The organism is Nostoc flagelliforme FACHB-838 (assembly GCF_014698065.1).
In the GTDB taxonomy this organism is placed as follows: Bacteria; Cyanobacteriota; Cyanobacteriia; order Cyanobacteriales; family Nostocaceae; genus Nostoc; species Nostoc flagelliforme_B.
Genome location: NZ_JACJSI010000023.1, coordinates 61,946 through 74,666, shown reverse-complemented (window position 1 = coordinate 74,666; position 12,721 = coordinate 61,946). Strand labels below are relative to the sequence as shown.

General features: G+C 41.8%; 12 protein-coding genes and 1 pseudogene. 6 read left to right on the top strand and 7 right to left on the bottom strand.

Going from position 1 to position 12,721, the window contains the following annotated elements:
- The first annotated feature begins 17 nt into the window (after window positions 1-17).
- On the top strand, window positions 18-950 hold the full coding sequence (locus tag H6G97_RS14215) for an alpha/beta fold hydrolase (RefSeq protein WP_190941225.1): 933 nt from the start codon (window positions 18-20) through the stop codon (window positions 948-950).
- Window positions 951-1,858: 908 nt separating this feature from the next.
- Here the strand turns inward: H6G97_RS14215 and H6G97_RS55940 are convergent.
- A pseudogene (locus tag H6G97_RS55940) lies at window positions 1,859-2,085 on the bottom strand (aldo/keto reductase); the annotation flags it as partial.
- 90 nt (window positions 2,086-2,175) lie between these two features.
- Here H6G97_RS55940 and H6G97_RS14205 point away from each other — a divergent pair.
- Window positions 2,176-2,778 (top strand): DUF1802 family protein, encoded by a 603-nt coding sequence (locus tag H6G97_RS14205; RefSeq protein WP_190941224.1) that lies wholly within the window; start codon window positions 2,176-2,178, stop codon window positions 2,776-2,778.
- A 376-nt stretch (window positions 2,779-3,154) separates the two neighbouring features.
- Window positions 3,155-3,418: a hypothetical protein gene (locus H6G97_RS14200; protein ID WP_190941223.1), complete on the top strand. Its 264-nt coding sequence runs from the start codon at window positions 3,155-3,157 to the stop codon at window positions 3,416-3,418.
- 30 nt (window positions 3,419-3,448) lie between these two features.
- Here the strand turns inward: H6G97_RS14200 and ggt are convergent, their stop codons facing one another.
- Window positions 3,449-5,260, bottom strand: a complete 1,812-nt coding sequence (gene ggt, locus H6G97_RS14195; protein ID WP_190941222.1) for a gamma-glutamyltransferase — start codon at window positions 5,258-5,260, stop codon at window positions 3,449-3,451.
- Between the two features lie 571 nt (window positions 5,261-5,831).
- On the opposite strand from ggt, the gene H6G97_RS14190 reads away from it, so the two are divergent.
- Window positions 5,832-7,394, top strand: a complete 1,563-nt coding sequence (locus H6G97_RS14190; RefSeq protein ID WP_190941221.1) for a calcium-binding protein — start codon at window positions 5,832-5,834, stop codon at window positions 7,392-7,394.
- Window positions 7,395-7,611: 217 nt separating this feature from the next.
- The gene (locus H6G97_RS14185) at window positions 7,612-8,241 is read left to right on the top strand and encodes a Uma2 family endonuclease (RefSeq protein WP_190941220.1); all 630 of its coding nucleotides are present in this window, start codon (window positions 7,612-7,614) and stop codon (window positions 8,239-8,241) included.
- Between the two features lie 69 nt (window positions 8,242-8,310).
- Here the strand turns inward: H6G97_RS14185 and H6G97_RS14180 are convergent, their stop codons facing one another.
- From H6G97_RS14180 to H6G97_RS14170, 3 genes are read right to left on the bottom strand one after another with little or no spacing between them, the layout of a single operon-like run.
- Window positions 8,311-9,213, bottom strand: a complete 903-nt coding sequence (locus H6G97_RS14180; RefSeq protein WP_190941219.1) for a glycine betaine ABC transporter substrate-binding protein — start codon at window positions 9,211-9,213, stop codon at window positions 8,311-8,313.
- Window positions 9,213-9,842 (bottom strand): ABC transporter permease, encoded by a 630-nt coding sequence (locus tag H6G97_RS14175; protein ID WP_190941218.1) that lies wholly within the window; start codon window positions 9,840-9,842, stop codon window positions 9,213-9,215. The genes H6G97_RS14180 and H6G97_RS14175 overlap by 1 nt, the downstream gene beginning before the upstream one ends.
- Window positions 9,839-10,597, bottom strand: a complete 759-nt coding sequence (locus H6G97_RS14170) for an ATP-binding cassette domain-containing protein (RefSeq protein WP_190941217.1) — start codon at window positions 10,595-10,597, stop codon at window positions 9,839-9,841. Before H6G97_RS14170 ends, H6G97_RS14175 begins: the two co-directional genes overlap by 4 nt.
- Before the next feature lie 395 nt (window positions 10,598-10,992).
- On the opposite strand from H6G97_RS14170, the gene H6G97_RS14165 reads away from it, so the two are divergent.
- A complete protein-coding gene (locus H6G97_RS14165) occupies window positions 10,993-11,346 on the top strand; it encodes a Spx/MgsR family RNA polymerase-binding regulatory protein (protein WP_190941216.1) in 354 nt (117 codons plus the stop codon).
- A 227-nt stretch (window positions 11,347-11,573) separates the two neighbouring features.
- On the opposite strand, the gene H6G97_RS14160 is transcribed toward H6G97_RS14165, so the two are convergent.
- Together H6G97_RS14160 and H6G97_RS14155 are read right to left on the bottom strand one after the other, a co-directional pair.
- Window positions 11,574-11,939, bottom strand: coding sequence for a hypothetical protein (locus H6G97_RS14160; RefSeq protein WP_190941215.1), 366 nt, complete (start codon window positions 11,937-11,939; stop codon window positions 11,574-11,576).
- Window positions 11,940-12,145: 206 nt separating this feature from the next.
- Window positions 12,146-12,631, bottom strand: coding sequence for a GNAT family N-acetyltransferase (locus tag H6G97_RS14155; RefSeq protein WP_190941214.1), 486 nt, complete (start codon window positions 12,629-12,631; stop codon window positions 12,146-12,148).
- Window positions 12,632-12,721 lie beyond the last annotated feature (90 nt).

Below are 12,721 nucleotides of genomic sequence, written 5' to 3'. Positions count from 1 at the left end.
TAACATTTCTTTAAATCATGCAGGTAACTACAGCCTCCTCTATAACTCCAATCCCTGGTAAATATTGGCAGTGGCGCGGGCACAACGTTTACTATGTGCGTGCGGGAGAGAAACAAACCCAACGTCCGCCTTTGCTTTTGGTACATGGATTTGGTGCTTCTACAGACCACTGGCGCAAGAATATCACAGGATTGTGTCAAGATTTTGAAGTATTTGCGATCGACCTTTTGGGATTCGGGCGATCGGCAAAACCAAAATTGCAGTACAGTGGCGACTTGTGGCGCGACCAACTTAACGATTTTATCAGTGAAGTGATTGGTCAAAAAGCAGTATTAGCGGGTAACTCCCTTGGTGGCTATGCTTGCTTGTGTGTTGCAGCACAACGTCCTGAGAATGTAGCTGGTTTAGTCTTGCTCAATAGTGCCGGGCCTTTTAGCGAAAGCCAAGCAACATCTGAACCTGAAGCTTTGCAAAGCGAAATTCAGCCACCCAAACAACCCTCTTCTTTAGAGAAATTACTGGGTGACTCGGTTAAGTGGATGTTTCAACAACCTTTAGCTCAGTTTCTGTTATTTCAATATGTGCGACAACGTTGGGTAATTCGCCAAACTTTAGAAAAGGTATATCTTGATAAAAGTGTGATTACAGACCAATTAGTAGAAGAAATTTCTCGTCCTGCTTTTGATCCGGGTGCGTTGGATGTGTTTGTTTCAGTTTTTAGCACTCCTCAAGGAGAAAAAGTTGATGTGCTACTAAAGCAATTAACTTGTCCTTTATTGATGTTATGGGGAGAAGCTGACCCTTGGATGAATACTAGAGAACGTTCTCCAAAGTTTCGTCAATATTGTCCTAATTTGACAGAACATTTCTTAATGGCAGGTCATTGCCCCCATGATGAAATACCGGATAAAGTAAACCAACTTTTAAGTGATTGGGTTTTGTCTCAGTAATATCATTTTTTGTGAGGCTGCACAAACCCTTTTAACTTCTTTATTTTGCGTCCTTGGTGATAAAGCTTGATGACTCGCTAACAGCAGTCGCTTATGGGCAAAAAACCCTTGGCGCTAGCCTCTCCCTTGATCATAATCGGCATTCCCTGCCGTAGTGATAAAGTCACATCATAATAAAATACCAAAAACCTGGTCGAGGTTGACCAGGTTTTATCGAGTTCACAGTTTTCAAATTGTTAAACTAATTAAGTAATTGAAAGTTAATAACTAAGGTGGACTAAAAAACTAACAAACTCAGCATTCTTGCGTTTTTCCGCTTTAGGATTTGGCTGTGCCTTTTACATCTGGCTTTTTGCCACTTTTCTAATATTTGGTATGCTGAAATTTGCTTGGGCTGATGACAAGGGGACACTAAGTCATTGACCCTTTTTGTTCGGTTTTATTTTGTTTGGTGTCCTGCTATTTAAGTTAGCACTTAATTTGTGAGTTGCAACCCTTGGTTTACTAAAGTTGACGTTTTGTTAGATTTTGCAATCTAGAAGTATAAATTTGATCCCTAACGCTATTTTTAAGAAAGTTGAAGGGATATTCTAGAGATGAGCATAGCTAACCAAACTGCATTGTCATCAATTCTACATAATCTGACTGTCATCCAGACGCTCATTAACAATACGTCCAATGGCATCAATTTCTGCTAGTTCGGCGGCATAAAGCGTTATCTAGTGCTTGTTTGGGATAACGCGCCCCAGCGATGTCTGACGGCAAGTCGCTACGCGTCTACGCATTTGTTTGCGGTTGAGCGATTAACCAGTCCAAAGCTAACTGAGTAAGGGTACAATATGACTAGCAAAAACTTTTGTGGCATACTCCACGCGATGTCTGGGGACAAGCCGCTACGCGTCTACGTGTACATTAGATAAAGCTTCAGCGACAATTCGCTTAGAGTGTCCTTCACTATAAACTTCAGCAATATCAATTGTTGTGATACTGGCTTCATAAGCTGCTCAAATCGTTTTAATCGAGTTGGCATCCTCAATTCTTAACCACGTTCTTTTACCTGCTTGCCAAGTTCTATCAAGATAGGTGTGATTTGCACATCAGAATTACCTAGTGTAGGCGTACCCGTCGTAGACATCGCTTTTCCGTAATTGCTTCCTAATTCATTTCCTTGGATAGGTGCATACTTTATCGGTTTTTGCTTGAAATTAAATCAGAGTTACAGTAGATGCTGATGGAATTGACTACAACTTTTCATGCCTTCAAAGAATGGGCAGTCGCCGTAAATGCTTTGGAAAGTGGCAAAACAATTATGCTGCTTCGCAAAGGCGGTATCCATGAACGAAATGGACATTTCCAAGTCGCCCACAAGCAAATTTTGCTTTATCCTACTTATGAACATCAGCAAGCTTTCATGCTGAAATCTGAGTATGCCAATAGCGTCTATCCCGTAACATCAGGTTGGCATCCTGAAACAGTTCGCATCGGCAGTTGGGCCGAAATTACGGATATTTTGCCAGTGAGTGACGAATTGATTGTCAATGCCTTGCTTCCTTTCCATATTTGGAACGAGAATTTTATTAGCGATCGCCTCAAATGGAAACCACGCCAGCCGCTTTATCTCCTGCTCTTACGAACTTACAAACTTTCCCAAGAGCAAGAAATTCCCTACCATTCTAAATATGGCGGTTGCAAGTCATGGATTGATTTAGATCAACCAATTCACTTACAAGCAGCAGAACCAGTTTTATCTAACTTTGCATACACCCAATTAGTAGAGACAATTCGCCAGATTGTCGGCGATAAGTTGTATGCTCCATCTTTCTCATAAACCGACTTGCTGCCTAGATCCCCGGCTTCTTCAAGAAGCCGGGGATCTAAATCTAGCTTAAGTAAACGCCATTCTACACTGTTGTCTGATTGCAAAACTCAGCCAAAATAGTAGTTATTGTTACACACGATCGCAAAAAACGCGGATAACATTAGAAAAATCTCACCCGATAAAGAAGGTGAGGTAAAGCTGTTTATCTTTATATCCCATTAGCAGCTGTCTTTCAGGCTATGAGTTGTTAAGCAATTATCCCGTAGTGGATAGAACTTAATTACATTTTGTCTAAAGTGTTAGGCAAAAAATTACCCCCAAGGGTGAGAAATTAGTTGACAAAAGTTTGCTATTATGCTTACTAACTAAAACAAAGGAGTTTGCAATGCATCGACAAATGTGCTGGTTATCTAAGTTTGGTGGCGACGGAGAGAAAATTCTGTATTTGCAGACAGAACCTAATCAACCTTGGCGTCCTTACACAGCTTTTGGACATTTTTCAGTCCCAGATTATCAAATACCAGGCGGTTCTAAGGGGTGGGCAACTTATCAAAAACTTCTCAAAGCAGGGTGGACACTTGTTCCTAGCACACGGGCAAATGAGTTTGGTAGCAGCAGCTACGCAGAGTCAACAATCCAAAATCAATAATCCCTCATTCCCCTCGTCTTTTCGACTCCCTCACAAACCTTTGGGGGAACCTTCACCGCGAGGATCAGCGGCCCCTTCTAAAGTTCCATCAGATGTAACAGAGATCGCGTTACCATTGCCCCAAGAAGTAGTTTCCTTAATTTTATGCCACCGACGGCGTAAGTCTTGGAGAGTGAGAGCATCCAAACCCCAAGATTCCACCCGCAACTCATCTGGAAGCCATTGATGATGTATGCGTGGAACAGAAAGAGCTGCACCAACATCCATGTTGTATTCCAGCACATTCAAGATCACTTGCAAAACCTGGGTGATGATGGTGCTACCACCAGGCGCACCTGCTGCCATGCGGAAATGACCATTTTCTGTAACAATTGTGGGAGTCATGCTGGATAAGGGAGTTTTACGGGGTGCGATCGCATTAGCATCATTACCAACTAAACCAAAAGCATTAGGCACTCCTGGCGCTGCGACAAAATCATCCATCTCATTGTTGAGGACAATTCCAGTTCCCGGTGTCACTACACCAGCACCAAAACCAAGGTTAATCGTGAAAGTCAGACTCACAGCGTTGCGTTCTTCATCCACAACAGTAAGATGGCTGGTTTCAGGAGATTCATGCTGACGACAAGGGGAGGCAGGGGAAGATGAGGCAAGACGAAGACATTTAGAATTTGGAATTTGGACTTGGGAATTCAAATCTATTGGCTTGACTTCGGTGGAGGGCCGAGCCACTTGCATATTAATTTCTTCACGGCGTTTTTTGGCGTAAGCTGGACTGATTAGTTGTTGTACAGGGACTTTGACAAAATCAGGATCGCCTAAATATACTGAGCGATCGCTGTAAGCAATCTTCATTGCTTCTACCATTAAATGTATTGCGTCGGGATGATGCCATCCTAAAGATTTTAAATCGGTGTCACCGATAATATTTAAAATCTGCAATAGGTGAACGCCTCCCGATGATGGCGGTGGCATTGAGCAAATTTTAGCTTTCCGAAAATTTCCACAAATGGGAGTGCGCCAGATTGCTTTGTAGGCTTTGAGGTCTTCTAGAGTAATTAAACCACCATTTTTTCCCATATCAGAAGCGATCGCCCGAGCAATACTTCCGGTGTAAAAACTTTGGGGATTTTGGGCAACTGTTGTTAAGGTGCGTGCCAAATCACGCTGCACCAGTTTCTCTCCTGGTTGATAAAATTCATCGTTGCGAGTGAAAATTTCTCGCGCTGCTGAATTGTTGAGAATTGTTTGCTTGCGGAATTCGTTCGTTTGCAGAGAACGCCACGTTGCTACATCACCAAGAATAAAGCCATCTTTGGCAAGTGCGATCGCAGGTTTCATTACCTCTTGCCAAGAAAGCTTACCATAGCGGCGATGCACTTCATAAAGTCCCGCCACCGTTCCTGGTGTTGCTACTGCCAAATAACCATTAATACTTGCATTCGGACGCACCTTTCCTTCTGCATCCAAATACATATTTTTTGTAGCTTTCAGGGGTGCGCGTTCGCGGAAATCTAGCGCTTTCATGTCGCCAGTTTTCTCAGAGTGCATCAGCAAAAATCCGCCACCGCCAATTCCTGCCGAAAAAGGCTCAACTACCGAAATTGCAAAAGTTGTGGCTACAGCTGCATCCACTGCATTACCACCTTTGCTTAACATTAAAATACCCGCTTCACTCGCTAGGGGATGGGCCGAAACCACCATCCCCTTTTTGCTGCGTAGGGGTAAAGTCAAGGCGGCTGATGCAACTTGGTTGTAAAGTAAAACGCCTAAAGAAAAGATGGCGATCGCTACGCCCAACCCAGGTATCGCAACTTGTTTTGATTTAGTAATAGTAAGCATTTTTATACAATTATTCATATTTAACATTTTGGTGTATTTAATTTATCAGATTTTGATTACCATTGTTTGCCTAGCTTGCGATCGTAAGCATCGCTCTTCTACCCCCACTGAACGGTTACAAATTATGAAGAGTATGTACAATTTTTTTGAAAAGATAGATATCTAATTATTGGTGAGTTATTTTGATGTTTCCTATTTTCTAGATAGAAATTCAAGGGCGATGCCTACGGCGGCAAGCAACGCCGACAAGAAATTCGTAAAGATTTCCTGTTTTATGCTGTCTCAAATGTTCCCTATTTTGAAACTAGTAAGACTTATGCATTGACAAACCAATTAAGTTTTGTACAGTGCTTAAGATTTAGAGAGATAGTCCTCAATTACTGCGATAAATAATACTTGCAAGTGAATTAAAGGGGAAGTCTTTAATGAACAATTGGCGGCTCTATCTAAAGAGTGAATAAAGTATGCCAAAGTTTCAACTTTTGGCAAATGATTTGTGCCATCAAACAGCACTAACTCGATTATTGATAACTAAAGTTACTCCAAAAATCGATTCAGGTAGGAAAAATTTATGGCAATTATCATTAAAAGCAGCGGTAACGACACCCTACAGGGCGCTCGTAATTACTACGATGACTACGACACGCTAACTGGTGGCGGTGGCAACGATATATTTCTTTTTGACGACGACTCAAACTACATTAATACGATCACCGATTTCGGTGGAGTAGGTAAAGGAACAAACCCCACAGCAGCAGTTATTGCCGAAGTGGATACCCTAAGTTTCCAGAACAGCAATGCCTTTACTGCCGAAAACTTGCTCCTCACCCAGAATGGCACAAGTTTGGAAATCGGCTTTCAAGGGTTTGGTAGTTACAATTACTTTGATAATTACATCATCCTGGAAAACTTTGCTCTAGAAAACCTGGATAACCTCACCAAATCCACTGGAGCCACTGTAGATTTGGGCAATATTCTGTTTTATGAGCAAATTACCATCACCGACAGCTTTGATGTCTTCAATGCTAACTCCACCCAAAGCACTGTCTTTAGAAAAAACACAGTTACCTTCCTAAACGACCTTGATAACAATGTTAGTGGATTTGATAATTCAAATGATGTCATCAATGGTCAAGGTGGTAATGACATTATTGAAGGCTTAAGTGGCAATGACATACTCAGGGGTGGCGCGGGCAATAATATCCTCAACGGTGGCGTTGGTAACGATACTCTTTATGCTGACTCCCCCTCAAGCAATAATCTGTTTAATGGTGGCAATGGCAATGATTTTCTCTCCATCTCTGGCGGAGACTACTACCACTCCTACGCACCAGAGTACAATGATCGCTCTTTAGGCAATAATACCCTCAACGGTAGTGCTGGTGATGATACTTTAAATGCTAGCGGTTCATTCGGCGATAACCTCTTAGATGGAGGCGATGGCAATGATTCTCTATCTATCTCTGGGGATGTAAGAGGTGAACAGTACACATTTTATAACTCTAGCTCAGATGGGGATAACACTCTCAACGGTGGCGCTGGTGATCATATCTTGAGGGCTAGTGGTTCATCAGGCGATAACCTCTTAGATGGAGGCGATGGCAATGATTTTCTAGACATCTCTGGCTTTATTGACCAATATTATGACTCTTACTTCAACTCTCGCTCATCTGGCAATAACCTCCTCTCTGGGGGCGATGGCAATGATACTTTAACAGCCTTTGGTGCCACTGGTAATAACACCCTCAACGGTGGTAATGGCGATGATAAGCTAATCGGTGGCAAGGGTAACGATTGGCTCTTTGGAGAAGGTGGTACTGATACCTTTGTTTTTAATAGTTTTGATGAAGGTCTCGATCTGATACGTGATTTCGGTGGCATTAATGAACCTAATGAACTAATTCAGGTGTCGGCTGCTGGTTTTGGTGGCGGCTTATCAGCAGGTGTACTTGAGACAAGTCAGTTTACACTTGGAGAATCTGCAACTACTAGCACCCAGCGGTTTATTTATAACTCCACTACAGGTGCATTGTTCTTTGACTCTGATGGTAGTGCAGGCGCATTTACTCAGGTACAATTTGCAGAATTATCTGCTGGGTTGTCACTAACGAACAACAATTTTCTGGTTGTTTAATCGTTATTAGGTTCCATCACTTAGCCGCTGAGGACAAGAATAAGACTTACGTACTAAAGCTTAGATCCCCAATTAATTAGGTGGAACTTCTAAAGTCGGTTCAAAACTTACGAAGAGAATACTGACAAAAATGACCGTTTATTCATTGAATTTATGAATCCGGCGATCACCTATCATCCATGTAATACGAGCGGCAATATCTACAAGGTGAGCTAATATGGATACCGTAATTACACCACAAAGAATCGAGTTACCACCTGGTGCGGTGTTGAAGCTTTTGGGGAACTGGCAAGACTATCAAGTATTGAGTCAGCAATTAGGCGATCGCTCCTCGCCTCGCATTAAATATCGAAGAGGAGAAATTTTACTGATGGCACCATTACCAGAGCATGGAAGAGATGCTAGCTTATTGGCATTGATAGTAATAGCTATACTTGACCACTTAAACCGCATATACGAGTCATTTACGCCCATCACCATGAGCTTGCCAGAGATTAGCGGTATTGAACCAGACTTTTGCTTTTACATTGAAAATTGTAGAGCAGTAGTAGGCAAAAAAAGAATTGATTGGGAGTCAGATCCACCACCAGATTTAGCAATTGAAATAGATGTGACAAGCTACACCGACATTAATGATTTCTTGCCTTATCGAGTGCCAGAAGTCTGGATATTAAAAAGTAATCGACTATTAATTTATAGATTGCAGGAAGAAAGTTATGTAATTACAGAAAGTAGCTATTTTCCTAACATTAAAGAAATTGTACAGCAATGTCTCCAAATGGCTAATGACCAAGCAACAAGTGAAGTCATTAGGTGGCTAAAAAACTTTTTGCGTGGACAAAACTAAGGTGGGTTACACAAGCCGTAACAAACCATTTTAGGTTTTCGGTGCGTTACGCTAACGCTTAATTACAAATTATTTTAATCCCTTCGATTTGCGAAACTCCTGAACAACATCTTTAATCTCACGTAATTCTCCCTCGACTAAGTAATTTAATTGCCGCATTTCATCTGCCGAAATCTTTCCGGCGAGTGAAGCGATCGCTTCTCTTAATTGGGGATATTTTTTCAGTGTTTCTTGCCGGACAATTGGCACAGTTTCATAAGGTGGAAAATAATTTTTATCATCCTCTAGGACAACTAAACCTAAACGCGAAATCTGTCCATCAGTGGAATTACCCGCCACCATATCCACCTGTTTTTGAATCAAAGCACGATATATTAAACCCAAGTCCATAATTTGGGGTGGTTTAGTAAAACGTAAATCGTAAGTTTTAGCTAATCCGGGAAAACCATCTTCTCGTTCTAAAAATTCATAGCCGAAACCGCCACGCCACTGCGGTGTATATTGAGTAGCTTCGGAGATAGTTTGAATATTGTTTTGTTTGGCATCTGCACCCCGAATTATCATCGCAAAAGTGTTTTCAAAACCCAAGCTTGGCATAACTTCCAGATTGAATTGCTGGGCATAAGTTTGTTTTACTATTCCATAAACTTCTTTGAAGCCATTAACTGGTTTTTGTTTTAAAATTGCAGTCAAAGCTGTGCCTGTATACTCAATATAAGCATCAATTATGCCAGCATTAATCGCATTATGGCAAACAAAAGAACCACCCAGCCGAGGGCGGCGAGCTACTTTTAAATTAGTTGTTGCCTCAATTTGCTGTGCTAAAAGTTCACCTAAAATATCTTGTTCGGTAAAATCTTTGGAAGCAACAACAATATTAGCATCGTTATTACTATTGATATTCGGCGTGCAGCCAGTGATTACTAGTAACACAGCAAAACTTAAAAAGCACAATGCCAAAAATCTTTTCATTACTTAACTTTTAATTTATTCTCTATCCAACCAATTACGAAATCAGCCAATAATGCAATTGCCGCTGCCGGAACTGCACCAGCTAAAATTAATTGATTGTTTACTACTGATATGCCGCGAAAAATAAACACTCCCAAACCACCAGCACCAATCGCCGCTGCAATAGTTGCAATACCAATGGCAATTACCGTTGCTACTCGCACACCTGCGAGAATTACTCCCAGCGCTAAGGGAATCTCAACTTGCAACAACAATTGTCTATCTGTCATTCCCATGCCTCTGCCAGCTTCTCGAATCGCTGGATCTACGCCAGTAATACCTGTGTAAGTGTTACGAATTATTGGCAGTAAAGAATATACAGTTAAAGCAACAATTGCTGGTACTGCGCCAATTCCACCAATTATAGGAACAGGAATTAGTAAGCCAAACAGTGCCAAACTAGGAATAGTTTGGAAAATATTTGCTATACCGAGGATTGGTTGACGAAGATAGGTTTTGCGTGTAATTAAAATTCCTAATGGAATGCCTATAAGGATGGCAATTCCAATTGCAATGCCTACCAAAAACAAGTGTTCTAGAGTATGCTGAAGGATTTCTGGGGCATACTTAACGAGGAAGAAATTTTTCATAAAGTATCTTGCAGGGAACGCAAACATTGAAGAAAGGCGAGGCTTTCTGGATGTTGCGATCGCATAAATTCATCTTTCGTCCCCAATACTACCAATTCTCCGCCAGACATTAAACCAATTCTCGATGCCAACACAAAGGCTTCTTGAATGTCATGGGTGACAAAAACAACTGTCTTGCCTAATTCTTGCTGCATAAGCCGAAACTCTTGTTGCAGTTCTAGCCGCGTAATTGGATCGAGTGCGCCAAAGGGTTCATCCATCAACAGCACAGGCGGATCTGCTGCTAAAGCCCTGGCTACACCGACTCTTTGCCTTTGTCCTCCCGAAAGTTCGTGCGGGTAACGTCCAGCGAATTGTGCTGGTTCTAAACCTACTAATTGCAACAATTCATAGACCCGCGTTTTTATTTGTTTAGATTGCCAACCTTCTAAAGAAGGGACTAAACCTACATTGCGTTCGACAGTGAAATGGGGAAATAAACCAATTTCTTGAATGACGTAACCAATTTTTCGCCGCAGCTTAATTTCATCCCATTGAGTTGTGGGAATACCATCAAATAAAACTTCGCCTTGTGTAGGTGTGAATAGGCGATTAATTAACTTCATTGTCGTAGTTTTGCCGCTACCACTGCGCCCAAGTAATACTAGTGCTTCTCCTTGATGGATAGTGAAATTGAGATTTGACACCAATGGGCGATGATTGCGGCTAAGGGTGACATCGCGGAATTCGACGGTGGCTTGGTTATTTTGCGGCATGAGTGGCTTTTGGTGGACGCTAGCTAGCTATATTATGTGCTGATTTTGTTAGTGTGCTAATCCCCAATTTGCTTTTCCTAATAGGCTTAGACCATTTTAGTTTATACAAATACGTTGATAGGAGCGCACATCTGTACGCTCCTACTCTTGCTTTTTATGCAGTTTTAGCATTTTCTTCTGATGCTTGTGCAATATTTTTCAAGTGGCTCGACCTAATTTTGCGGATGCGTAGGCGTAGCCCGCCTTTCGCGTTCGCGTTAACGTCTCTGAAAGAGAAGCGTCTCGTAGAGAAGGCATCGCTACCCTTAAATTTCTGCCGCAGAGATTCAAAGAGAGGAGCATTGCAAAAGTTTCACCAGCTATGTCATATATGGAGATTGTTGCTTAATTGTTTTATGTCTATTCAAGTCTACGGAATTCCCAATTGCAGCACTTGCAAAAAAGCTTTGACTTGGCTTCAACACAACAACATTGACCATGAGTTTATCAACACCAAAGATACTCCGCCAACCCGTGAGATGATTCAAAACTGGGTAAAGTCTTTGGGTTTTGCTCCTATGCGAAATACCTCTGGTCAATCCTACCGCGCTTTAGGAGAGCAAAAGAAGATTTGGACTGATGAACAGTGGATTGACGCATTCACTCACGATGCAATGCTTCTCAAACGTCCACTTATCGTCAAAGATGGAACAGCTGTGCTAGTCGGTTTTAAAAATGAGGCAGTAGTTCAAGAAAAATTAGGACTTTAGTTAAAGAACAATGCTCTAACAGTGAGTTCGGGGTTAAATTATCAATTATATTGCTGCACCAAGCAAAAGAGCAGAAGGCAGAATTGAAAAGGGTTTTAGCCTAGTTCATTTTCTTCTTATAATTCAGTTTTTCCCTTTTTCAGTCATTTACTTGTCTCAAACAAGTCTGCCTACATTAAGATTTACGCATCAAGATTCTCTAGGGAAATTGAGTGTGAAATTTACTATTAACGCTGCCAATCATACATGAATCGTCCATGACGATCGCGCACAAGTTCCCATTCTCCATTACGATATCGTTGTCCGTGATAATTTATAGAGCGATAGCGTCGTCTATAGTAATGTCGTCTATTCCGCTGGCGTTGATAATAATATCTTCCAGTCCGTTGCCGTCTATGATAACGTCTTCGATTCCGTCGGTGAGCTAACAAAAGCTCTTCACTTTGCTCTTTGACTAATTTTGTCTCTCCGTCAATACTCTGTTCATTAAGAACACGATTTAGAGTATTATCCTTAGCTTCAGCCAAAGCAGGCGGATAAATGAAGGCTAATAACAGGAACACAATTGAGGATAGCTTTTGGAAACGATTCACGTTTTTGCTTTTCCTAGACTATTGTTAATGTTTTTATTTAATACTTAAATTGAGTAATTATATAGTTCATAATTCACAAACGTGATTAAGTAAAAAGTAATGAAAGAACTTATATAGCAGTTCTAAATTAGTCGTAAACAATAAGATCCCCGACTTCTTTGAGAAGTCGGGGATCTTAGTCTCTCGATTTTTCCGTATTGTTATTATTAGCAACTAGTAATAGGAGTGGCCAGCACCTTGCGGTAAACAATCTTGTCATCGCCTGCTTTGTAGTAGTCGCGGATTCTCGCTTCCTCATCGTAACCGCATTTGCGGTAGAACGCCCGTGTACCCTCGAAGCTCGTAAGCCCTGACGTTTCTACCAACAGCACACGCTCACCACGCGCCGTCAATGCTTGCTCAACGTAGCGCAGCAATGCTGTACCACGTCCTTGTCCCTGGCGGTCGGGTCGGATGGCGATTAAGTATAGATACCACGTTCCATCGGTCATTGGAGCTGGTGCATAGTACGCGACTCCTACCGTCCCGTCATCGTCATCGGTGATCCAGAAGTGATCTCGCCCGATGTTACCACCAAAATAGTCGGACAGAACTTCGCCCAGTTCTTCAAGCTCTTTGGGCGCAAACAAACCGGTCGCGTCGGCTAAAGCTATTAGCCCGTCTGTGTCATCGGGCGTTATCGGTCGAATCATTGTAAACTCCAGCAGTAGTGATTCTGGCACGAGGCAACCTAATGATTATCGTACAGCATTGGTCACTTGATAATCTCTGCGATCGCTTTT

What these genes read in the sequence shown, in the direction of transcription:
- H6G97_RS14175 (WP_190941218.1), bottom strand. Translation starts at nt 9,842, where the DNA reads ATGAAAAATTTCTTCCTCGTTAAGTATGCCCCAGAAATCCTTCAGCAT.
- H6G97_RS14205 (WP_190941224.1), top strand. Translation starts at nt 2,176, where the DNA reads ATGCTGATGGAATTGACTACAACTTTTCATGCCTTCAAAGAATGGGCA.
- H6G97_RS14190 (WP_190941221.1), top strand. Translation starts at nt 5,832, where the DNA reads ATGGCAATTATCATTAAAAGCAGCGGTAACGACACCCTACAGGGCGCT.
- H6G97_RS14215 (WP_190941225.1), top strand. Translation starts at nt 18, where the DNA reads ATGCAGGTAACTACAGCCTCCTCTATAACTCCAATCCCTGGTAAATAT.
- ggt (WP_190941222.1), bottom strand. Translation starts at nt 5,260, where the DNA reads ATGCTTACTATTACTAAATCAAAACAAGTTGCGATACCTGGGTTGGGC.
- H6G97_RS14180 (WP_190941219.1), bottom strand. Translation starts at nt 9,213, where the DNA reads ATGAAAAGATTTTTGGCATTGTGCTTTTTAAGTTTTGCTGTGTTACTA.
- H6G97_RS14200 (WP_190941223.1), top strand. Translation starts at nt 3,155, where the DNA reads ATGCATCGACAAATGTGCTGGTTATCTAAGTTTGGTGGCGACGGAGAG.
- H6G97_RS14165 (WP_190941216.1), top strand. Translation starts at nt 10,993, where the DNA reads ATGTCTATTCAAGTCTACGGAATTCCCAATTGCAGCACTTGCAAAAAA.
- H6G97_RS14185 (WP_190941220.1), top strand. Translation starts at nt 7,612, where the DNA reads ATGGATACCGTAATTACACCACAAAGAATCGAGTTACCACCTGGTGCG.
- H6G97_RS14170 (WP_190941217.1), bottom strand. Translation starts at nt 10,597, where the DNA reads ATGCCGCAAAATAACCAAGCCACCGTCGAATTCCGCGATGTCACCCTT.
- H6G97_RS14155 (WP_190941214.1), bottom strand. Translation starts at nt 12,631, where the DNA reads ATGATTCGACCGATAACGCCCGATGACACAGACGGGCTAATAGCTTTA.